Source organism: Chelatococcus sp. KU-N122 (assembly GCF_055391085.1).
The window spans coordinates 4,026,215-4,045,968 of sequence record NZ_AP043981.1 but is presented as its reverse complement, the minus strand read 5'-3'; the positions used below and the strand labels follow the sequence as shown (position 1 = coordinate 4,045,968).

Below are 19,754 nucleotides of genomic sequence, written 5' to 3'. Positions count from 1 at the left end.
GCTCTGAGCGGCATACGCGCCACGCTCGCGCGCGAACGTCATTTCGCCGTCCCCACCAGGGGGCAATTGCCCTCCGCCAGCGGGCGTGCGGCTTCCTCGGCGGGAATCCGGGTCACGGTCTTGTAATAGTCCCACGGATACTTCGACTCGGACGGCTTCTTCACCTCGAAGAGATAAAAATCCCGCATCACCCGCCCGTCTTCGCGGATCGGCACGGACTTCGTGTAGAAGTCGTTGACCGGAATGTCCTTCATCTTGGCGACGACGGTCTTGCCGTCGTCCGTTCCGGCCGCAGCGACCGCTTTCAGGTAGTGGAGGACGGCGCCATAGGCGCCCGCCTGCAAGGATGAGGGTGGAACGCCGCCCATGCGGGCCTTGAACCGCTCGCTCCAGCGCCGCGTCTCCTCATCCTGATCCCAATAGAAGGATTCGGTCAGGATGGTGCCCTGGGCGGCATCGAGGCCGAGCGCGTGGACGTCATTGGTGAAGAAGGCCAGGGCCGCGATCTTCTGCTTGTCGTTGAGGCCGAACTCGCGCGCCTGCTTGATGGCCCGGATGGTGTCGCCGCCTGCATTGGCGAGGGCGAGCACGTTGGCGCCGGAGGCCTGGGCCTTCAGCAGGAACGACGAGAAATCGTTGGTGTTGATCGGGTGACGGACCGCTTCGCGCACCGTGCCGCCTGCCTCCTTCAGGATGCGGGCCGCGGTTTCCTCCAGGGAAACACCGAAGGCGATATTGACCGTCAGGATGAACCAGTCGGTGCCGCCGGCCCGGTAGATGGCCCGTCCCGTACCGGCCGAGAGGGCGTAGGTGTCGGACGACCAGGCGATGCTCGTCGGAGAACAGTCGCTGCCGGTGAAATCCAGAAGTTGGCCGCCGGTGATCAGAAAAACGCGGCCGCGAGTGCGCGTCAGGGCCTGAATAGACTTCCCGACCGACGAGTTCGGGACGTCCATGATGACGTCCACGTTGTCGCGGTCGAGCCACTCGCGCGCGATCGCCGATCCGACGTCGGCCTTGTTCTGATGATCAGCGGCGAGGATCTCGACCGGTTTGCCGTTGACCTTGCCACCGAAATCTTCGACCGCCATCTGAGCGGCCACGGCCGAGCCCTTCCCCGTGATGTCCGCATAGGGGCCGGACATATCGGTGAGGACGCCGATTTTGATGCTCTGCGGTGCCGCCTGCGCGATGCCGGAGAGCATGGTCCCGACCGCAGCCGCAATTAGTGCAAGATGTGCGAGCCTCACGTCCACCTCCGCGTTTCCAGTCGTTTGTTATGCCGCTGAGCGGCGCTTTCCCGACGTCCCGGTGTGCGGGCGTCAGTTCGGACTTCAAGGCCTTGGGATGATGCGGGACCGCCCGGCATGACACGGGCCGGGCGCCGAGCCCCGCCTGGCCGGCCGCCAGCGCCGTCGATGAGAGCGTTCCCCAAACTGAATTAAATTCATTATGACGTCTTATAGCTCTCAGTACATGCGATGACAAGACAGAAGTTGGCGGAGGACGAAGCGCGCGGAGCACAGAAGACAGGCCGCGAAGGACCAGGAGCGGTTGGCGAGATTCTCCATCGTGGCCGCCGTCGTCGACGGCGGCCACGACGAGTCGGTCGGACCGTCATCGCCTGGGGTGGGGACCGATCGAGCTCCCCTTTGACGGTTGACAAACGAGCGTCCAGGCCATCAAATGAACTCAATTCATCTGCCTCTCGATGCATCGGGAGCGACGCAAGGCGCGCCGACGCGGGAGCGTCAGGACCGAATTTTAGGTAGAGAAAAACCATGATGAAAGGCCGTGATCGCAGCGGAGCGCCATGGCGACGCTCGGATCCCGCGATCGAACGGCCCTCGGCCCAAACGCGGCAGGCCTGCTGTCATATCATGAGTCAGTCTCATTAGCTGATCGGGACCTATGGCTTGCCGATGCCCCAGCGAAACCGTGGAAAGCGGAACGGTGCGACCTTGCAGACCCACATGATCCATCGCGTCAATGTTGGAGACCTTCTCTCTCGTAGTGCCGAGCGCTACCCGAGCCGGGAGATGGTATTCGATGGTGTCCGGCGCTGGTCGTACGCAGAATTCGACGCCTGGACCAACCGCGTCGCCCATGGGCTCTCGTCAATCGGCCTCAAACAGGGTGACGCGCTGGCGCTGATGGCCGGCAATTGCGCCGAGTTCCTGGCCGTCTATTTCGCCTGCGCCCGCCTCGGCCTCGTTTGCGTCCCGATCAACCTGCTGTGGCGACAGGGTGAGCTCGCCCATGTCCTCACGCATTCGGGCGCCCGCGCGGCTGTGGTGGAAGCCGCCCATCTCGAGCAGTTCCGCGGCGGCCTGAAAGACGCGAAGGCGCTGCTCGGCACCGTCGTGATCGGGCCGGGCGGCAGCGGCGACGGCGCGGCGAGCGGTGCGGAGGGCCTGACGCTGTTCGATTTCGACGGGCTTGTGCGCGACGCCGCGTCCGTCCTTCCCGATGTCGCCGTCGAGGATCGCGCGCCCCTGTCCTATCTCTACACCAGCGGCACGACCTCGGCGCCGAAGGGCGTGGTCGGCACCCAGCTCGGCATCTATCTGGAATCGCTCGGCACGGCGATCGACACCCGAATGACCGAGAACGACCGGGTCACCGTCCTCCTGCCGCTCTTCCACACCGCCCAGCTCAATGCGATCTGCACGCCGACCATCGCCGTCGGCGGCTCGCTGGTGATCCAGCGCGGCTTCGATGTCGCGTCCCTGCACGAGCTCGTGGAGGCGGAGCGCATCTCGGTCCTGTTCATGCTGCCGATGATGGTGCAGAAGCTGGTCGAGGAACAGCAGCGTCGTCCGCGCGACATCGGCTGCCTGCGCCTCACCGTCTATGCGATGGCGCCGATGCCGGAGGCGGACCTGCGCCGGGCGATCGACGTGCTCGCCTGCGATTTCAGCCTGATGTTCGGCCAGACCGAAATGAGCCCGGTGGCCACCTTCTTCAAGCCGCAGCACCAGCTCAGCCATCCGGGCTCGGTCGGCACCCCGGCGGTCAATGTGCAGGTCGCCATCATGGGGCCGAACGGCGAGCTGCTCCCGACGGGCAGCTCCGGCGAGATCGTCTACCGCAGCCCGCAGACCATGGCCGGCTATCTCAACAACCCGGATGCCACCACGGAGGCCTTCCGCCACGGCTGGTTCCATTCGGGCGATGCCGGGCATTTCGACGAGGACGGCCTTCTCTGGTTCGAGGACCGCTTCAAGGACGTCATCAAGTCCGGTGGCGAGAACGTGTCATCGATCGAGGTCGAGCTCGCCGTCCGCGCCGCCGATGCCAACGTGCTCGAGGTGGCGGCCATCGGCCTGCCGCACGCCCACTGGGGCGAGGCGATCACCGCCGTCGTCGTCACGCGCGGTGGCGACGGGATCGACACGGCAGCCCTGCTGGCGGCCACCCGTGGGAGGCTGAGCCCGTTCAAGTGTCCCAAGGCCGTCATTCAGGTGTCCGAACTCCCCAAGACCGCCACCGGCAAGATCGAGAAAGCGAAGCTCAGGAAGACCTATGCCGACTTCTACGAATGATGCCCAGCGCGGCGGGGCCGACTGGCGCCACGATGCCGCCGCCGCAGCGGACATCACCGTCGACGCGCTGTTCCGGCGGGCGTTCGCCGTCTTCGCCGACCGGGTGGCGGTCTCCTGGGAGACCGGGGAGCGCCGCTACGCCGAAGTCGGCGAGCGGGCCTGGCGGCTGGCCAACGCGCTGCGAGCCAGGGGACACGCGCGGGGCGGCACCATCGCCGTGCTGTCCGAGACGCGGCCGGAGTACATCGAATGCTACGCCGCCGCGGCCGCGCTCGGCGTCACCGTGGCGGCGCTCAACATACGCCTGCATCCGCGCGAGCTTGCCCTGTGCCTCGCCAAGGTGCGCCCGGCCGCGGTGCTGGTTTCCGGCGGCCTGGCCCATCTGCTCGCGGGGCTTCAGGCGGATTGCCCGGACATCCGCGACTGGATCGCCTTCGAGCCTGTGCCTGGCTTCAGCTCCTACGAAGCGCTGCTCGCCGCCGCGAGCCCCTTGGAGCCGCCCTCCGTGGCGCGCGGCGACGACATCCACAACATCCTCTTCACCAGCGGCACGACCGGCCAGCCCAAGGGCGCGCTGGTCAGTCAGCGAGCGGCGGCGGTGCGCGGCCTGCGCCTCGCCCAGTGGTTCAACCTGACGGAGAAGGACGGCTTCATCGGCTGGCTGCCGCTGTTCCATTGCGGCGGCGACGAATCCCTCTACGCCACCTTCGTCACCGGCGGCATCTACGCGACCTTCGGGAGAGCCGACATCCCGGCGATGTTTGCGCGCATCGCGCGCGAACGACTGAGCTGGACGCTGCTGCTGCCGGGCGTCATTACCGACTTCCTCGATCACCCGCAACGGGCGGAGCATGATCTGTCCAGCCTCCGCTTCGCCATCGGCTACGCCAATATGATGCCCAACGTGGTGGCCAGGCTCACCAAGACCTTCGACATCGCATTCTTCGACGCCTTCGGCCAGAGCGAGGCCAGCTACCTGCTGGCCCATGGCCGCTCCGGTCCGGGCGAGGTGCCGTCGCTGCGCAAGCGGCCCTCGCCGCTCATGGAGGTGCGTATCGTCGACGACGACATGAACGAGATGCCGATCGGGCAGCCCGGCGAATGTGTGGTGCGGGGCCCCAGCGTCATGTCGGGCTATCTGGACGACGATGCAGCCAACGCGGAGGTCTTCCGGGGCGGCTGGCTGCACACGGGCGACCTGCTCCGGCGCGAGGCTGACGGCACGCTCACCTATGTCGACCGCAAGAAATACCTGATCAAGACCGGCGGCGAGAACGTCTATCCGGCCGAGGTAGAGGGCGTTCTCAGCCGTCACCCGGCGGTCCAGGAGGCCTGCGTGTTCGGCGTTCCCGACCCGCATTGGGGCGAGACGATCAAGGCGGTAATCGTGCTGCGCGACGGCCACGCGGCCGGAAGCGACGAGATCGTCCAATGGTGCCGCGGCCAGCTCGCCGGCTACAAGCGCCCGCGCTACATCCAGTTCATGCGGTCGGAGGAGCTGCCTCGGAGCACCACCGGCAAGCTGCAGCGCCATGAGCTGGCGCGCATGCCGCTGACCGTGCAGCAACGTGCCGGTTGACGCGGTGCGCGGGAGAGGGGCCCGGCCCTACGGCTCCACACGGTGATCGTCACTTTGCCGCCGCCGGTCCCGAACGGTAGGCGGGCGTGCTAAAGCGCTTCGTGATCGGGTGGACTCACCCAATCGCAAGAGAAGCGCTCTAGTCTTCGCCGGGAAGGGACTCGCGGGGCTCCGGATGGAGAGGTCATGAGGAACGCAACAGCGCGACGCCAGGTCTCCAGGCTTTCCAGGGAGCGCCGGGTCGCCGACATAATGGCTGCCGCGCAATCGGTCTTCCGCGAAAAGGGCTACGAAGACGCTCCCCTCTCCGACATCGCCGAGCGCGCAAACGTCGTCGAGGGCAGCATCTACCGCTATTTCGAGAACAAGCGCGACCTCCTCGTGAAGGTGATCGAGGGCTGGTATGAATCGATGCTGGCCGATTACGATCAGCAGCTGTCCGGTATTCATGGCACGCGCAACCGGCTTCGATTCATGATCTGGCGGCATCTCAAGACCATCCATGATGAACCGGCGCTGTGTGACCTGATGTTCCAGTATCTGCGCACCGGGAAGGACTATAGCCAGACGGCCATCTTCGAGCTGAACCGACAGTACACGCGGCGCACGCTGGACATCGTCAGGGAAGGCATCGATGCCGGCGAGTTCCGCAGCGACGTGTCGCTGCCGCTGGTCCGTGACATGATCTATGGCTGCGTGGAACACCGGACCTGGGCCTATATCCGCGGCGAGGGCGACTTCGACCCCGATTCCACAGCCGACGCGATCGTCGACCTGGTCATGGTCGGCCTTCGTCAGCAGCCGGCCGCGGAGGCGCCGCCGAACCTGGCCGACCGCATCGAAAAGGCGGTCACGCGCCTCGAGACGCTGGCTGCCGCGCGCCGCCGCTGACGGCTGGGCCGCGGCGTCGCCGGGGACTCGGCGCCCTCCCCTCAGGTCAGCCGGCTTCGCCTGCCGCCTGGTCGGCCCGGACGACAACCATCATCCGGCCGCGCTGGACCGGCGCGCCGCTCTGGTTCACGACCTCGAACGCGTAGGTGGCCAGGCTCCGGCCGGGCTTCGAGGTCGGCCGCACCTCCTCCACGGTCACCCGCGAGCGGATCGTGTCGCCGATCTTCACCACGCCCGAGAAATCCCAGTTGAGATTGACGAGACCGATCACCCGCTCGCCGAACAGGCCGGTGTGTGTGGCCATGCCGATGGCGGTCGCCATCGAGAGCGGTCCGTGCGCGATGCGGGTGCCGTGCGGCGATGCTTGTGCGAAGCTCTCGTCCACGTGGATCGGTGTGAAATCGCCGACGAGGCCGGCGAACAGCATGACGTCGCCCTCGCCGACTGTCCGGCCCGGGGTGGTAACGGTCTGTCCGGTCGTCAAGGGCGCCATTGCCTGTCTCCCTCCCCCCGCGTCCCGGCCGTCGCATACCGTGCGGACACCGGTCACGCCTGCTGCTGGAGCATTTCGTCATTGGATGAGGTCATCCAATGGCAAAACGCTCATAGTTCTTTGAAGCTGGAGCGCTTCTCTTGCCATTGGGTGGTTCCACCCGATCGCGACGCGCTCCACAGCTAGGGCGTCTTGAAATAATCCGGCTTGCCGGTGGTCCAGGTTTCGCCCCAGAGCTGGCCGCCGCCGTCCACCGTCAGCAGCTCGCCGGTGATGAACCGCCCCGACGGCCCGCCGAGATAGACGCAGGCCTCCGCGATGTCCCAGGCGCTGCCGACCTGCATCATCGGGTTGGAGCGCGGATAGGCGGCGCGCGCCTGCGGCGTGTAGACCTTCCAGCCCTCGGTCTCGATGGCGCCCGGCGCGATGCAGTTGACGCGGATGCCCAATGGCGCCCACTCGACCGCCACGCTGCGCGTCAGTCCGATCACGCCCGATCGCGCGGCGATCGTATGGGCGACGCCGTAGAGCCCATGCGTGGTCACCACGACGATGTTGACGATGCTGCCCGGCCGGCCGGCGTCGCGCCATTTGCGGGCAGCGGCCTGCATCATGAACCACGTGCCGTTGAGGTTGGTGTTGACCACCGCATTCCAGCCCTTGACGCTGAAATCGATGGCCGGCTGGGGGAACTGGCCGCCGGCGCTGTTGACGAGGATGTCGACGCCGCCGCGCTCCTCCCACACCCGGTCGAAGAAGGCGGCGACGCGCTCCGGCTCGCGAATGTCGAGGGTGTCGCCGCTGGCCTTGAGGCCGCGCGCCCGGATCGCTTCGACGAGCGCTGCGATCTTGCCCTCGCTGCGGCCGGAGACCACCACGTGGGCGCCCAGCCGCGCGAACAGCCAGGCGGCCGCCCGGCCGATGCCGCCCGCACCGCCGGAGACGACGGCAACCTTGCCGGCCAACGCGTCCGGCGCGTAGACCGTCGGCTGTCCGCTCAGGTCGGCGTCGCTGAGGCCGAAGTCTTCCTCGGTCGGCTCGCTCATCGCTCCATGTCCTTCAGCAGTTCGCCGGAGATGATCATCTTGCGCACCTCCGTCGTGCCGGCGCCGATCTCCATCAGCTTGGTGGACCGGAACAGGCGGTTGATCTCCGATTCCCAGATATAGCCGTTGCCGCCGTGGACCTGGACGGCCAGGTCCAGCACCTTGTGCGTGGCCTCCGCCGCATACATGACCGAGGCGGCCGTCAGCTTGTGGATGTCGCCGCGGCCGCCGCCGCCCACCTCCAGCGGGGCCGCGGCGCCCAGCACCCGGTAGGTGAAGCTGCGGATCGTCTCCACATGGACATACATGTCCGCCAGCATCGACTGCACCATCTGGAAGGAGCCGATGGGCTGGCCGAACTGCTTGCGGGTCCTGGCATAGTCGACCGAGAGCTCGAGCGCCCGCTCGGCGATGCCGAGGCATAAGGGCGAGATCATCGCCCGCTCCAGGTCGAGGCCGCTCATCACCACCGCCACGCCGCGGTTCTCGCCGCCGACGAGGTTCGCCGCCGGAACGCGGCAGTCCTCGAACAGCAATTCGCCGGTCTGGCTGCCGCGATAGCCCATCTTCTTGAGCTTCTGCGCCACCTTGAAGCCGGGCGTATGGCCCTCCACGATGAAGGCGGAGATGCCCTTGGCGCCCTGCTCGCGATCGGTCTTGGCGTAGACCAGCAGCACGTCGGCGACCGGCCCATTGGTGATGAAGATCTTGCTGCCGTTGAGCACGTAGTGGTCGCCGTCGCGGCGGGCGGTCGTGCGCATGGAGCCCAGCGCGTCGGACCCGGCCCCGGGCTCGGTCAGGCCAAGCGCGCCGATCTTGCGGCCGGCGCACAGGTCGGGGAGGTAGCGCCGACGCTGCTCGTCGGTGCCGTTGCGGTAGATGTTGTTGGCGCACAGATTGTCGTGCGCCACCCAGGCCAATGCCAGGGCATGGTTCCAGCGTCCGAATGCCTGCAGCACCAGCCCGGCCGCCACCAGGTCGAGGCCGGCGCCGCCGTATTCCTCCGGAATGGTGATGCCGAAGAGGCCGTTCGCGCCGATCTTGGGGAACGCGTCCTCCGGCCACCACTCCTCGTTGTCCATGCGCTCCGACAGCGCGTGCAGCTCGTTGCGTGCGAAGCGGTCGGCGTTGTCGAGGATCATGCGGTGGTCGGCATTCAGGTCGAAGAGGTTCGCCGTCTCGCCGCGCTCTGCTGGCTGGTTCATGTCCGATGCCTCGCAATGATCCGTGCGGCAAGCCTCCCGCTTGCCGTTAATGAGATTATTTCATCATCTATCGACCCGTGTCCTGTCAATCGATATCTGGGAAATCGTGAGTGATTCCGACGGATCACGTTGCCTCGACAAAATCATGATGAGCCTGGTTGACAATGCTAATGAACTGAAATCATTTATGTGCATGATCAGCGGCAGCGACGGCGGGGAGACGAATGACGGAACCGGTACTCATCGAGCGCCGCGACGCGGTCCTGTGGATCAGGATCAACCGTGAAGAGCGGCGCAACGCCCTCAACGAGAAGGTGGCGCTGGGCATCCAGGCGGGCCTCGACCAGGCGGAGGCCGATGCCGACATCCGCGCGGTCGTGCTGACGGGCGCCGGCGACAAGGCGTTCTGCGCCGGCGGCGACCTGCAATTGCAGGCGGACGGAACCCCCTTCACCATTGACGAAGCCGACCCGCGCCACTATGTGGCCGCCCTGCTGCGGCGCATGGACGCCTGCCGGCTGCCGCTGATCGCACGGGTGAACGGCCACGCGCTGGCCGGCGGCTTCGGCCTCGTCTGCGCCTGCGATCTGGTGGTGGCGCGCGAGGACGCGCTGCTCGGCGTCACCGAGGTCAAGGTCGGGCTGTTCCCGATGATGATCCTGCCGTTCCTGCTGCGCACGATGGACTACCGCCGCCTGATGGAGCTGTGCATCACCGGCGAGACGATCACGGGCCGGGAGGCGGTGGCCGACACCATCGTCAACTACGCGGTGCCGGCCGCCGCGCTGGACGACAAGCTCGACTGGCTGCTCGGCCGCATCGTCGACAAGTCGCCGACCGGCATTCGCCTCGGCAAGCAGGCGCTCGCCAAGATCCGCGAGATGTCGACCGACTGCGCCCTCGAATATGCGCAGTTCATGCTGGCCAACATGGCCCGGACGCAGGACGCCCGCGAAGGCTTCGCCGCCTTCAACGAGAAGCGCGGCCCGCGATGGACGGCGCGATGACCATGGACAGGATCGTTCGCATCGGCTGCGGCGCCGGCTTCTGGGGCGACAGCCCCGACGGCCCCGCCCAGCTCGTCCGCTCCGGCCGGATCGACTACCTGGTGATGGACTATCTCGCCGAGATCACCCTATCGATCATGGCGCGCATGAAGGCGAGGCGCGCCGATCTCGGCTACGCGACCGATTTCGTGACCATGGTCATGAAGCCGCTGGCCCGCGAGATCGCCGAGAAGCGCATTCGCGTCGTCACCAACGCCGGCGGCGTCAATCCCGAGGCCTGCCGCGACGCCCTGCTGGCCCTCTTCAAGGAACTCGGCGTGAACCTCAAGGTCGCCGTGGTGCGCGGCGACGACCTGACGGCGACAGCCGATCGCTACCGGGCCGCCGGCACGCGCGAAATGTTCTCGGGCGCGCGCATGCCGGAGCGCCTCGCCAGCCTCAACGCCTATCTGGGCGCCTTCCCGATCGCCGCAGCCCTCGACGCCGGCGCCGACGTCGTCATCACCGGCCGGGTGGTGGACTCCGCCGTCGTGCTCGGGCCCCTGATCCACGCATTCGGCTGGACGACCGACGACTACGACCTGCTGTCGGCCGGCAGCCTGGCCGGGCACGTCGTCGAATGCGGCACCCAGGCCACGGGCGGCATCTTCACCGACTGGCGCGACGTACCCGGCTGGGACGACATGGGCTTCCCCATCGCCGAATGCAGCGCCGACGGCAGCTTCGTCCTGACGAAGCCCGAAGGCACCGGTGGGCTGGTCTCCACCGCCACTGTCGCCGAGCAGATCGTCTACGAGGTGGGCGATCCGGCGCGTTACATCCTTCCGGACGTCGTCGCCGACTGGGGCGAGGTCCGGTTGGAGCAGATCGGGCCGAACCGAGTGCGTGTGTCGGGCGCGCGCGGGCTGCCGCCCACCGACAGCTACAAGGTGAGCGCGACGTTCGCCGACGGCTATCGCGCCGCGGTGACGATGATGATCGCCGGCCGCGAGGCCGCCGCCCGCGCGCAGGCCACAGCCGACGCCATCCTGCGGCGGGCCGAACGGCTCATCCGTGCCGCCGGCTTCGACGGCTTCGCCGACACCTCCGTCGAAGTCCTCGGCAGCGAGGCAAATTACGGCGCCCAGGCCACCGCGGGCGCCGCGCGCGAGGTGGTGCTGAAGATCGCCGTGCGCCATCCCAGCAAGGAAGCGCTGCAGATCTTTGCCCGCGAGATCTATCCGGCCGCCACGGCCATGGCGCAGAGCATCACCGGCTTTGCAGGCGGCCGGCCGGAGCCGCAGCCGGTGGTGCGCCTGTTCTCTTTCCTCGCCCGCAAGGCCGACGTGGAGATCGGATTCGAGCTCGACGGCCGCACGCAGGCGGTCCGCCCGCACCTGCCCGATGCGGCGGCCCCTGCCCCCGCAGGGCCCGCGCCCGCCGCCGCGGCCCCGGCGGTTCAGGGCCGGCCGGCGCTGGTGCCGCTGGTGGCGCTCGCCCATGGTCGCAGCGGCGACAAGGGCGACATCGCCAATATCGGCGTGCTCGCCCGCAAGCCCGACTATCTGCCCTTCATCCGCCGCAGCCTGACCCCCGAGGCGGTGGGCCGCTATTTCGCCCATCTCGTCAGAGGCCGGGTGGAGCGCTTCGAGTGGCCCGGCCTCGATGGACTGAACTTCATGCTGCACGAGGGCCTGGGCGGCGGCGGCGTGGCATCGCTGCGCCACGACCCCCAGGGCAAGGCGATGGCGCAGATCCTCATGGATTTCCCGGTGGAGGTGCCCGCAGCCTGGCTCGACGAGGGCGGCCCCCTCGAAACCTGGAGCAAGGAACCGGCCGCATGACCAGACCGCTCTTCAGCAAGGTCCTGATCGCCAATCGCGGCGAGATCGCCTGCCGCATCATGCGCACGCTGGCCGAGATGGGCATCGCCTCCGTCGCCATCCACCATCCGGTCGAGGCGCGCGCCCGGCACGTGAGGATGGCCGACGAGGCGATCGAGATCACCGGCGAAACGCCGGTCGCGGCGCACCTCGACGCCGGACAGATCATCGCCGCGGCCAAGGCGAGCGGCGCCGAGGCGATCCATCCCGGCTACGGCTTCCTGTCGGAGAATGCGCGTTTCGCAGCGGCGGTGGCGCAGGCCGGCCTCAGCTTCATCGGACCGGATGCCGACACCATCGCGCTGATGGGCGACAAGATCTCGGCGCGCAACTTCGCCGCCGAGCACGGCGTTGCCGTGGCCCCTTCGGTAATGCCCACCGACGATCTCGACGCATTCACCCGCAGGGCCGCGGAGATCGGCTTTCCGCTGTTGATCAAGGCCGCGGCGGGCGGCGGCGGCAAGGGCATGAGCATCGTGCGCAACGCCGCCGACATGCGCGAGGCGGCCCGCCTGGCGTCGAGCGAGGCGCAGCGCTACTTCGGCGACGGCCGCGTCTATGCCGAGACCTACGTGGAGCGCCCGCGCCACATCGAGGTCCAGATGCTCGGCGACGGCACCGGCAACGCCATCCACCTGTTCGAACGCGAATGCTCGGTGCAGCGGCGCTTCCAGAAGATCATCGAGGAGGCCCCGGCTGCCCGGCTGGACCCGGAGCTGCGCGAGGCGATCTGCGCGTCCGCGGTGCGGCTGGCCGCCTCCGCGAAATACAAGAACGCCGGCACGGTCGAATACATCCTGGGCCCCGACGGGCGCTTCTTCTTCCTCGAGATGAACACGCGCCTGCAAGTGGAGCATCCGGTCACCGAGATGATCACCGGGCTCGACCTGGTGCGCGCGCAGATCGAGATCGCCGCCGGCAAGGGACTGCCGATCGCCCAGGCGGACGTGCGGGCCGACGGCCATGCGATCGAATGCCGAATCTGCGCCGAAGACCCGGAGCGCGACTTCATGCCGGCCACCGGCCGGGTGCAGTATCTCGGCGTGCCCGAGGAGAGCTGGCTGCGCTTCGAGAACGCCCTCGACCAGGGGCAGAAGGTGACCGCCGATTTCGACCCGATGCTGGCCAAGCTTGTCGTCCACGGCAGCGACCGGCGGGAGGCGATCCAGCGCGCGATCGCCGCGCTCGACGACCTGGCGTTGCTCGGCGTCACGACCAACATCGACTACCTCGCCCGCGTTCTCGACCACGGTGCCTTCCGTGCCGGCGACCTCCACACCGGCTTCGTGGCCGAGCACGGGCCGGCGCTTCAGCCCCCGGGCGTGCCGGCCGTGGAGCTGGCGCGGGTGCTGGCGGCGGCAGCGCTGGGCTTCCGTGACATCCAGGAGCTGGCCCTCGGCACCCCCGAGCCCTACGCCGCGATCGGCGGCTGGAGGAATTGAGCATGAGCATCCGGCTCGTCCTTGACGGCACCGCCCACGAGGTCTCGATCGTGCAGCGGCGGCCGCACCTGGTCCTGCTGATCGACGGCGAGGCGCACGAGATCTCCGATCTGCCGGCCTTCGGCGACGGCCGCCGGTCGATGACGGTCGCGGGTCACGCCGTCACCTTCGCCCGCGCCCTCCAGGGCGAGCGCCAGGTCGTGCGGCTCGGCGGCCGCACATTCGAGATCGACCTCGTCAATCCGTTCTCGGCCGGCGACGGCTCCGGCGGGGGCGGCCACGACACGTTGAAGGCGCCGATGCCGGGCGCCGTGGTGTCGGTCCATTGCGCAGTGGGCCAGAGCGTCGCGCGCGGCGACACGCTCGTCACCATCGAGAGCATGAAATTGCAAACCGCCCTTCAGGCCCCGCGGGACGGCGTGGTCGCACAGATCCTGCGCGCGGAAGGCGACACATTCGAAAAGGACGAGATCATCGTGATGCTCGAACCTGACAGCGGGACGGCCTGATGCGCGCGATCCGGTCCATGATCAGCACCTCGTCGCCGGAGTTCCGTGCGTTCGAGGCTCACAACCGGGCCATCGTGGCGGCGTTCCGGGCCCGGCAGGAGGCCGCGCGCCACCACCGCCGCGCCCGCGATCTCGAACGGCTGCAAAGCCAGGGCAAGATGCGGCCGCGCGAGCGCATCGAGAAGCTGCTCGACCCCGGCACGCCCTTCCTCGAGCTGTCGTCGCTCGCCGCCAACATGGCCTATGAGGGCGATGCGCCTTCGGCCAGCTCGATCGTCGGCATCGGCATCGTCTCCGGCCGGGAGGTGCTGATCCGGGCCGACGACCCCACGGTCAAGGGCGGCGCGTGGTATCCGCTGACGGCCAAGAAGATCGTGCGGGCGCTGGACATCGCCATGGAGAACCGGCTCCCGGTCATCCATCTGTGCGATTCCGCCGGCGGTTTCCTGCAGCTCCAGTCCGAGGTCTTCCCCGACAAGTACATGGCCGGGCGGATCTTCCGCAACCAGTCGATCCTCTCCAAGATGGGCGTGAAGCAGCTCGCCCTGGTCTTCGGCCACTGCACCGCCGGCGGCGCCTATATTCCCGGCCTGTCCGACTACAGCGTCATCGTGCGCGGCACGGGCGCGGTGTTCCTCGGCGGACCGCCGCTGGTCAAGGCGGCGACCGGCGAGGAGGTGACGGTGGAGGAGCTCGGCGGCGCCGACATGCACACCAGCGTGTCGGGCACCTGCGACTATCCGGCCGCTACGGAGGAGGAAGCCATCCACATCGGCCGCGAGATCGTGGCGCAGTGGGACCGGCCGAAGAAGTGGGACTGCCAAAGGGAGGCGCCGGAGCCACCTGCCTACGACCCGCAGGAGATCTACGGCATCATCCCCGACGACATCAAGAAATCGTTCGACATGCGCGAGATCATCGCGCGCATCGTCGACGGCAGCCGCTTCCACGAATACCAGCCGAACTACGGAACGACGCTGATCTGCGGCTTCGCCAACATCTGGGGCTACAAGGTCGGCATACTCGCCAACAACGGCGTTCTGTTCAACGATTCCTCGCTGAAGGGCGGCCATTTCATCGAGCTGTGCAACCAGAACAGCACGCCGCTGGTGTTCCTGCAGAACATCACCGGCTACATGATCGGCCGCGAGTATGAGCGGCGCGGCATCACCAAGGACGGCGCCAAGATGATCATGGCGCAGAGCTGTTCACGCGTGCCCAAGTTCACGGTCATGTGCAACGGCTCCTTCGGCGCCGGCAATTACGGCATGTGCGGCCGCGCCTACGACGGGCGCCTGCTGTTCACCTGGCCCAACCACCAGATCGGCGTCATGGGGGGTGACCAGGCCGCGAACACGCTGGCCGAGGTCAAGGCCAACCAGCTGAAGCGCAACGGCGACCCGGTCGACGAGGCGGAGATCAGGCACCTCTGGGAACAGACGCGCTCGGCCTATCAGGAGCAGCTCTCTGCCTACTACTCCACGTCCGAGCTGTGGGACGACGGCATCATCGATCCGGTCGACACGCGCAACGCGCTGGGCATTGCCATTTCAGTCTCCCTCAACGCGCCGCTGGGCGAGCCCGGCTACGGGGTGTTCAGGCTCTGACCACGGCGGCGCCGCCCACATCTGCTTCGGCATCGCCTGGAGCGCTTCGCGATGGGGTGGAACCATCCCACCGCAAGAGAAGCGTTTAGGAAGCGCTACGCCGTGGGCACGGTACCGCCGTCGATCACGTATTCAGCACCGGTCATGGCGCCGGCGCGGGGCGAGACGAGGAAGCTGATCAGGTCCGCCACTTCTCCCGGCTTCGCCGGGCGCCCGAGCGGGATGCCGCCGAGCGCGCCCATGATGATCCGCTTGCCACCCTCGACGTCGGTGCCGGCCTGGACGGCCAGGCGCTCGGCAAGAGCGACGGCCGCTTCCGTCTCCACCCAGCCGGGCGAGACCCGGACCACGCGGATGCCCTTCGGCGTCACCTCCTTCGACAGGCTCTTGCTGTAGGTCGACAGTGCGGCCTTCGCCGCGGCATAGGCGGTCGTGGATTCCGGCAGCGGCAGCACGTGCTGGATCGAGGTGACGTGGACGATGACGCCGGAGCCTTGGGCGATCATCGACGGCAGCAGCGCGCGGTCGAGGCGGACCGCCGGCATGAGGTTGAGGTTCAGCTCGGCCCACCACGCCTCGTCGCCAAGAGCGGCGAAGCCCCCGGCCGGAGCGGAGGAGCCGCCGAGCCCGTTGACGAGGATGTCGATGCCGCCGAAGCGATCGAGCATCGCCTTCGCGGCGGTGGTGCAGCCCTCGGCCGTGGCGAGATCGGCGGCGATGTAGCCAATCTCCGCGGACGCGCCCGCCGGCACCGAGCGCGCCACCGCCATCACCTGCGCTCCGGCCGCCCGCAGCGCCGCGACGGCGGCTGCTCCGACGCCTTTGGTACCGCCGGTCACAAGCGCCCGACGGCCATCGAGGCCGAGATCGAAGCTCATGGGCGGATCTCCAGGGAGGCGATCTGGTCGCCTTCGATGACGAAGGCATAGCGCAGATCGGCCGGACTGCCCGGAAAGTCGCCCACGACGTGGCTGGTGACGACAATCCTGCCGCCATCGCTCTCGATGGCGAAGGGCTCGCTCGTGTACTGGTATTGCGCCGACGCCGCCGTCTTCCATGCCGCGATGGCGGCGCGGCCGGTATAGACCCGGCCTTCGTCCTTGACGACGGCCTGTTCGGTGAAGCAGCGGGCGACGGCGGCGCCGTCACCGGTGTCCGCGGCGAAATAGGCAGCGACGGGCGCAGGCAGATCGGGCGGCATCGGCTTTCCTTTTCTCGTGTGCATGGGGGACCGCCGACGTGACGGCGATTGTGTCAGGGGAAAGCTGACCCTAAGCTCGCCAAACGACAAGAACGCACGAAAAAGTAAGGCGCTCACCTTTGAGTAAGGTCGAATATACGGCCGCGTCTGCGGCCGATGGTGTCGAGCAAGCCTTCAAGATGCTGGAGGGACGCTGGAAGCTCGTGATCCTGTTCCACCTGTTCGGCGGCAAGCTGCTGCGCTTCTCCGACCTCGAGCGGGCGATCCCGGGCATCTCGCAGAAGATGCTGATCCAGCAACTGCGGCAGATGGAGAGCGACGGCATCGTGCGCCGCATCGTGCACCATCAGGTGCCGCCGAAGGTCGAGTACGGCCTGACGGATTGGGGGCAGGCCCTCTGTCCGGCACTCGATGCCCTGCTGACCTGGGCTGAACGGCGCGCCGCACCACCATGATCGACGGCACGACAGAGACCGGCGGCGACTCAGGCGGTCAGGAGCCTGACCCGCGTGCCCCACGGGTCGGCGGCCTCGGCGCCGCCGGGAATCTCCGACACGGCGCTGCCGGCCTGGCGCAAGCGGTCCGCCTGGGCAGACAGCATGCCGGCCTCGCGAACCCGTAGCGAAAACCAGTCGAGGCCCGTGCTGGCCGCGTCACGCGGGCCTGCACCACGGCTGTTCCACACGTTCATCGCGATATGGTGATGGTATCCGCCGGACGCGACGAAGGCGGCATCCCCTCCCTCGCCGCGGGTCGAGGCCAATCCAAGCGCCCCTTGGTAGAAGCGGCGTCCGGCCGCCATATCACCGATGCGCAGGTGCATATGGCCGATCACCGTGCCGGCGGGCGCGCCGGAGAAGGTGTCCCGCGAGGTGTCGGTCAGAGCGAGGATCGAATCGATGTCGAGCGGATGCGCCCCCATGGTGACCATGCCGTCCTGCCAGTGCCAACCGTCACGAGGCCGATCGCTGTAGATCTCCAGCCCATTGCCTTCGGGGTCGTCGAGATAGATGGCCTCGCTCACACTGTGGTCGGCAAAGCCGGTCAACGGCACCTGGCTCATCGCCGCGTGGACGAGCCAGCGGGCGAGCTCGGCCCGTGACGGCATCAGAAACGCGATGTGGAACAGGCCGGCTCGCGTGCGCGGCTCGATCGCCGCCTCCGGCGCGGCAACGAGATGCAGCAGGACGGTCCCGCCGGCTCCCATGTGCGCACGGTCGGCAGCCTGTCCGATCAACCTGAGGCCGACCACGTCGCGATAGAAAGCCACCATTGCACCAAGATCACGCACGCGCAGTGCAGCCTCGCCCACGCTGACCGGCGTCCTACTGGCGAACGCTATGCCAGCCGGCGTCGGCGGCCGCTCCGCCCCCTCCGCACGGACTGCGCCCGCCAATGCGGCCGCGACGGTCGACGCACCGGCGAGCCTCAACAGTGAACGGCGGGTAACCAGCGTCTCGGCCATCGATTCTTTCCTAGTCGCGCGCCCGTGCGGCCGCCCGGTCCTTCACGAGCTCGGCGACGGCCTCGGTCAGGTATTGCCGAATCGCCTCCTCGCTGTGACCCGCATCACGGAGCGTCTCAGCCAGCGTCGCCACCGCCTGCGCGATCAGCTCATAGCTGGCGCTCACCTGCGAGGCGAGCTCGTCCATCTCGGCCTCCGTCAAGATGGAAACGGCCGCGGCGGTTGCATCCTCCTCGGGCCCAGGCATGGCGCGTCCTCGCATGCAAGGTAACGTTAATCGTCTTGCATACGTTTAGCAGGCCATCGGCCTGCGGGCACCTACCGCTTGTGCCTGTGGATCAATGGCCGACGATCGGTTGGGCGTCGTTCGTTATCAAGCGCGCGCCGACGAGCGCGGCGGAGAGCTCCGACACCAGGAGCCGCAAACAGGCCGGCACACGCGCTCAGCGTGCAGACCCAGCTTTTCGCCCGCACGGACGAGCCGCTCGAATAGCGCACGCGCGCCGGAGCGTTGAGCGGGGCGACGAAAAATACCACTTTCGTGGTATCAATACCTCTCTTCCATACCCCTTTCGGGGATGCGACGACAGAAAGCGGTAGCGACGCAAAAACGCATCAACCGAGCGTAGATTTCGGCCGGTTGACCTATAGATTTTCCCGCATTGAGAGATCTCGACCGGTGTAGCCCCAAGCGGCGCGCGCGTGCCGTGAGAGCAAGATGTTGGGGGTAGAATGCTCAAGACCTCGAACGCCATCGTTGCCGATCGCACCGCGGACCTCGGCTGCGCGACCTTTCAGGGGCAGGCCTTGATGAGGGCCGTTGCAGCCGATGCTCCGTGGCTTTCGAAGCAGCAGGTACGAGAGTTGATCGAGCAGCATATGGCTCTGGATGCGCAGATCAGGTCGCTGGATGTCTTGCGTGACGCGATCGTGCTGGTCGGCGTGCTCGGCGTTGCGTTCGGACTGGGCGTTCAGCTCTACTGAGCGGTCGGGAGCAGGCAACCGCGGCGCCCGGATCCGGCACTCTCCAGTGCTCCCAACGTAACCTTGTGCCAGATGTCTCCATATGCTTTGAAAAAGGACTTCGTGGTTGGAGCTGGATGTGCCGCTCAAAGCTAGAGAACACGTGACCTTGGACGACTTCAGCATTGAGTGCCTGATGGACGACACGTCGAGTGGCCGAGTCATCCGCGTCCTGGTCGATCCGGCCGCCACCCTGAAACAGGATCACCTCGGCATCCCACTCGACATTATTCTGAGGATCGCCAGCGAGAAGTACGACCGCGGCGAGCATTCGGACGGGGCCCTGGTCGTCACCGCCGACGATATCATGGGGTAGCGGGGCGCCGGGCGGGGGTGGACATCTCCGGGGGCTGCGGCTTGCCGCAGGCGGGCATCGGACGGTCGCGACCGGACGCGAGCGTTCGATCAGAGCGACATGCTCAGGGCGTCTGGCGCGCGGGCGCGCCTTGGCGGCTCCATCGGCCCGGGAAGCGTCAGTGATCAAACCGGCGGAATGGCCGCCGCTGCGAATAGAGCTGGTATATCAACTGTTTGGCCAGGGTCTCGGCTTGCTCGTCGGAGAGGATCAGCGCACGCGTCGCGCCCGCTTCGTCGACCACGATCACGCGAAGCGACGGCCGTTCCAGCGTCGGAATCGGGTGAACCGAAAGGGTCCGTACTCTCTCGTCAGTCATACCGGCCCCCTGCGATCGACGATTGCAAGTCTATCTTCGGCTCGCATGATTGCATCCTATCCGTGTGAAACAAGGCCGCAAGCCCCCGCCGCCGTCCCGCCGGATACGGACGCCCTGCCTCAAAGCCGATTCGTCGGGCCAGCCTCATGACAACGTCCGCCTGTCCAGCCGTGGGACAGGCGGCCGTTACCGGGCAGCGCGGAAT

At 67.4% G+C, this 19,754-nt stretch carries 20 protein-coding genes; 11 read left to right on the top strand and 9 right to left on the bottom strand.

Annotation, left to right across the window (positions count from 1 at the left end):
* Nucleotides 1-38: 38 nt before the first annotated feature.
* Nucleotides 39-1,250 (bottom strand): ABC transporter substrate-binding protein, encoded by a 1,212-nt coding sequence (locus ACZ5PO_RS18170; protein WP_464195978.1) that lies wholly within the window; start codon nt 1,248-1,250, stop codon nt 39-41.
* Nucleotides 1,251-1,922: 672 nt separating this feature from the next.
* Between ACZ5PO_RS18170 and ACZ5PO_RS18165 the strand changes: the two genes are divergently transcribed.
* The 3 genes from ACZ5PO_RS18165 (at nt 1,923) to ACZ5PO_RS18155 (ending at nt 6,015) form a co-directional block, all read left to right on the top strand.
* Nucleotides 1,923-3,545, top strand: a complete 1,623-nt coding sequence (locus ACZ5PO_RS18165) for an AMP-binding protein (protein WP_464195976.1) — start codon at nt 1,923-1,925, stop codon at nt 3,543-3,545.
* Entirely contained in the window at nt 3,526-5,124 is a 1,599-nt protein-coding gene (locus ACZ5PO_RS18160; RefSeq protein ID WP_464195974.1) for a class I adenylate-forming enzyme family protein, read from the top strand. Before ACZ5PO_RS18165 ends, ACZ5PO_RS18160 begins: the two co-directional genes overlap by 20 nt.
* Before the next feature lie 252 nt (nt 5,125-5,376).
* Nucleotides 5,377-6,015, top strand: coding sequence for a TetR/AcrR family transcriptional regulator (locus ACZ5PO_RS18155; RefSeq protein ID WP_464195972.1), 639 nt, complete (start codon nt 5,377-5,379; stop codon nt 6,013-6,015).
* 46 nt (nt 6,016-6,061) lie between these two features.
* Here the strand turns inward: ACZ5PO_RS18155 and ACZ5PO_RS18150 are convergent, their stop codons facing one another.
* From ACZ5PO_RS18150 to ACZ5PO_RS18140, 3 genes are all read right to left on the bottom strand, one after another.
* Nucleotides 6,062-6,508, bottom strand: a complete 447-nt coding sequence (locus tag ACZ5PO_RS18150; protein ID WP_464195970.1) for a MaoC family dehydratase — start codon at nt 6,506-6,508, stop codon at nt 6,062-6,064.
* 182 nt (nt 6,509-6,690) lie between these two features.
* The gene (locus tag ACZ5PO_RS18145) at nt 6,691-7,554 is read right to left on the bottom strand and encodes an SDR family oxidoreductase (RefSeq protein ID WP_464195968.1); all 864 of its coding nucleotides are present in this window, start codon (nt 7,552-7,554) and stop codon (nt 6,691-6,693) included.
* A complete protein-coding gene (locus ACZ5PO_RS18140; protein WP_464195966.1) occupies nt 7,551-8,759 on the bottom strand; it encodes an acyl-CoA dehydrogenase family protein in 1,209 nt (402 codons plus the stop codon). The genes ACZ5PO_RS18145 and ACZ5PO_RS18140 overlap by 4 nt, the downstream gene beginning before the upstream one ends.
* A 224-nt stretch (nt 8,760-8,983) precedes the next feature.
* Between ACZ5PO_RS18140 and ACZ5PO_RS18135 the strand changes: the two genes are divergently transcribed.
* From ACZ5PO_RS18135 to ACZ5PO_RS18115, 5 genes are read left to right on the top strand one after another with little or no spacing between them, the layout of a single operon-like run.
* Entirely contained in the window at nt 8,984-9,766 is a 783-nt protein-coding gene (locus tag ACZ5PO_RS18135; protein WP_464195964.1) for an enoyl-CoA hydratase-related protein, read from the top strand.
* Complete coding sequence (locus ACZ5PO_RS18130) at nt 9,763-11,589, top strand: acyclic terpene utilization AtuA family protein (protein ID WP_464195962.1); 1,827 nt, start codon at nt 9,763-9,765, stop codon at nt 11,587-11,589. Before ACZ5PO_RS18135 ends, ACZ5PO_RS18130 begins: the two co-directional genes overlap by 4 nt.
* On the top strand, nt 11,586-13,070 hold the full coding sequence (locus ACZ5PO_RS18125) for an acetyl-CoA carboxylase biotin carboxylase subunit (RefSeq protein WP_464195960.1): 1,485 nt from the start codon (nt 11,586-11,588) through the stop codon (nt 13,068-13,070). Before ACZ5PO_RS18130 ends, ACZ5PO_RS18125 begins: the two co-directional genes overlap by 4 nt.
* A gap of 2 nt (nt 13,071-13,072) precedes the next feature.
* On the top strand, nt 13,073-13,579 hold the full coding sequence (locus ACZ5PO_RS18120; RefSeq protein WP_464195958.1) for a biotin/lipoyl-containing protein: 507 nt from the start codon (nt 13,073-13,075) through the stop codon (nt 13,577-13,579).
* The gene (locus tag ACZ5PO_RS18115; RefSeq protein ID WP_464195956.1) at nt 13,579-15,186 is read left to right on the top strand and encodes an acyl-CoA carboxylase subunit beta; all 1,608 of its coding nucleotides are present in this window, start codon (nt 13,579-13,581) and stop codon (nt 15,184-15,186) included. Before ACZ5PO_RS18120 ends, ACZ5PO_RS18115 begins: the two co-directional genes overlap by 1 nt.
* Before the next feature lie 95 nt (nt 15,187-15,281).
* Here ACZ5PO_RS18115 and ACZ5PO_RS18110 read toward each other — a convergent pair whose 3' ends face one another.
* Together ACZ5PO_RS18110 and ACZ5PO_RS18105 are read right to left on the bottom strand one after the other, a co-directional pair.
* Nucleotides 15,282-16,064, bottom strand: a complete 783-nt coding sequence (locus ACZ5PO_RS18110) for an SDR family oxidoreductase (protein WP_464195954.1) — start codon at nt 16,062-16,064, stop codon at nt 15,282-15,284.
* Nucleotides 16,061-16,387: a nuclear transport factor 2 family protein gene (locus tag ACZ5PO_RS18105; protein WP_464195952.1), complete on the bottom strand. Its 327-nt coding sequence runs from the start codon at nt 16,385-16,387 to the stop codon at nt 16,061-16,063. The genes ACZ5PO_RS18110 and ACZ5PO_RS18105 overlap by 4 nt, the downstream gene beginning before the upstream one ends.
* Nucleotides 16,388-16,566: 179 nt before the next feature.
* Here ACZ5PO_RS18105 and ACZ5PO_RS18100 point away from each other — a divergent pair, with 179 nt between their 5' ends.
* Entirely contained in the window at nt 16,567-16,842 is a 276-nt protein-coding gene (locus ACZ5PO_RS18100) for a winged helix-turn-helix transcriptional regulator (RefSeq protein ID WP_464196888.1), read from the top strand.
* Between the two features lie 29 nt (nt 16,843-16,871).
* Here ACZ5PO_RS18100 and ACZ5PO_RS18095 read toward each other — a convergent pair whose 3' ends face one another.
* Together ACZ5PO_RS18095 and ACZ5PO_RS18090 are read right to left on the bottom strand one after the other, a co-directional pair.
* Nucleotides 16,872-17,852 (bottom strand): VOC family protein, encoded by a 981-nt coding sequence (locus ACZ5PO_RS18095; RefSeq protein ID WP_464195950.1) that lies wholly within the window; start codon nt 17,850-17,852, stop codon nt 16,872-16,874.
* 10 nt (nt 17,853-17,862) lie between these two features.
* Nucleotides 17,863-18,039, bottom strand: a complete 177-nt coding sequence (locus tag ACZ5PO_RS18090; protein WP_464195948.1) for a hypothetical protein — start codon at nt 18,037-18,039, stop codon at nt 17,863-17,865.
* A gap of 545 nt (nt 18,040-18,584) precedes the next feature.
* On the opposite strand from ACZ5PO_RS18090, the gene ACZ5PO_RS18085 reads away from it, so the two are divergent.
* The gene (locus ACZ5PO_RS18085) at nt 18,585-18,836 is read left to right on the top strand and encodes a hypothetical protein (protein ID WP_464195947.1); all 252 of its coding nucleotides are present in this window, start codon (nt 18,585-18,587) and stop codon (nt 18,834-18,836) included.
* 142 nt (nt 18,837-18,978) lie between these two features.
* A complete protein-coding gene (locus ACZ5PO_RS18080; protein ID WP_464195945.1) occupies nt 18,979-19,191 on the top strand; it encodes a hypothetical protein in 213 nt (70 codons plus the stop codon).
* Nucleotides 19,192-19,348: 157 nt separating this feature from the next.
* Here the strand turns inward: ACZ5PO_RS18080 and ACZ5PO_RS18075 are convergent, their stop codons facing one another.
* Complete coding sequence (locus ACZ5PO_RS18075; protein ID WP_464195943.1) at nt 19,349-19,549, bottom strand: hypothetical protein; 201 nt, start codon at nt 19,547-19,549, stop codon at nt 19,349-19,351.
* Nucleotides 19,550-19,754: the final 205 nt, after the last annotated feature.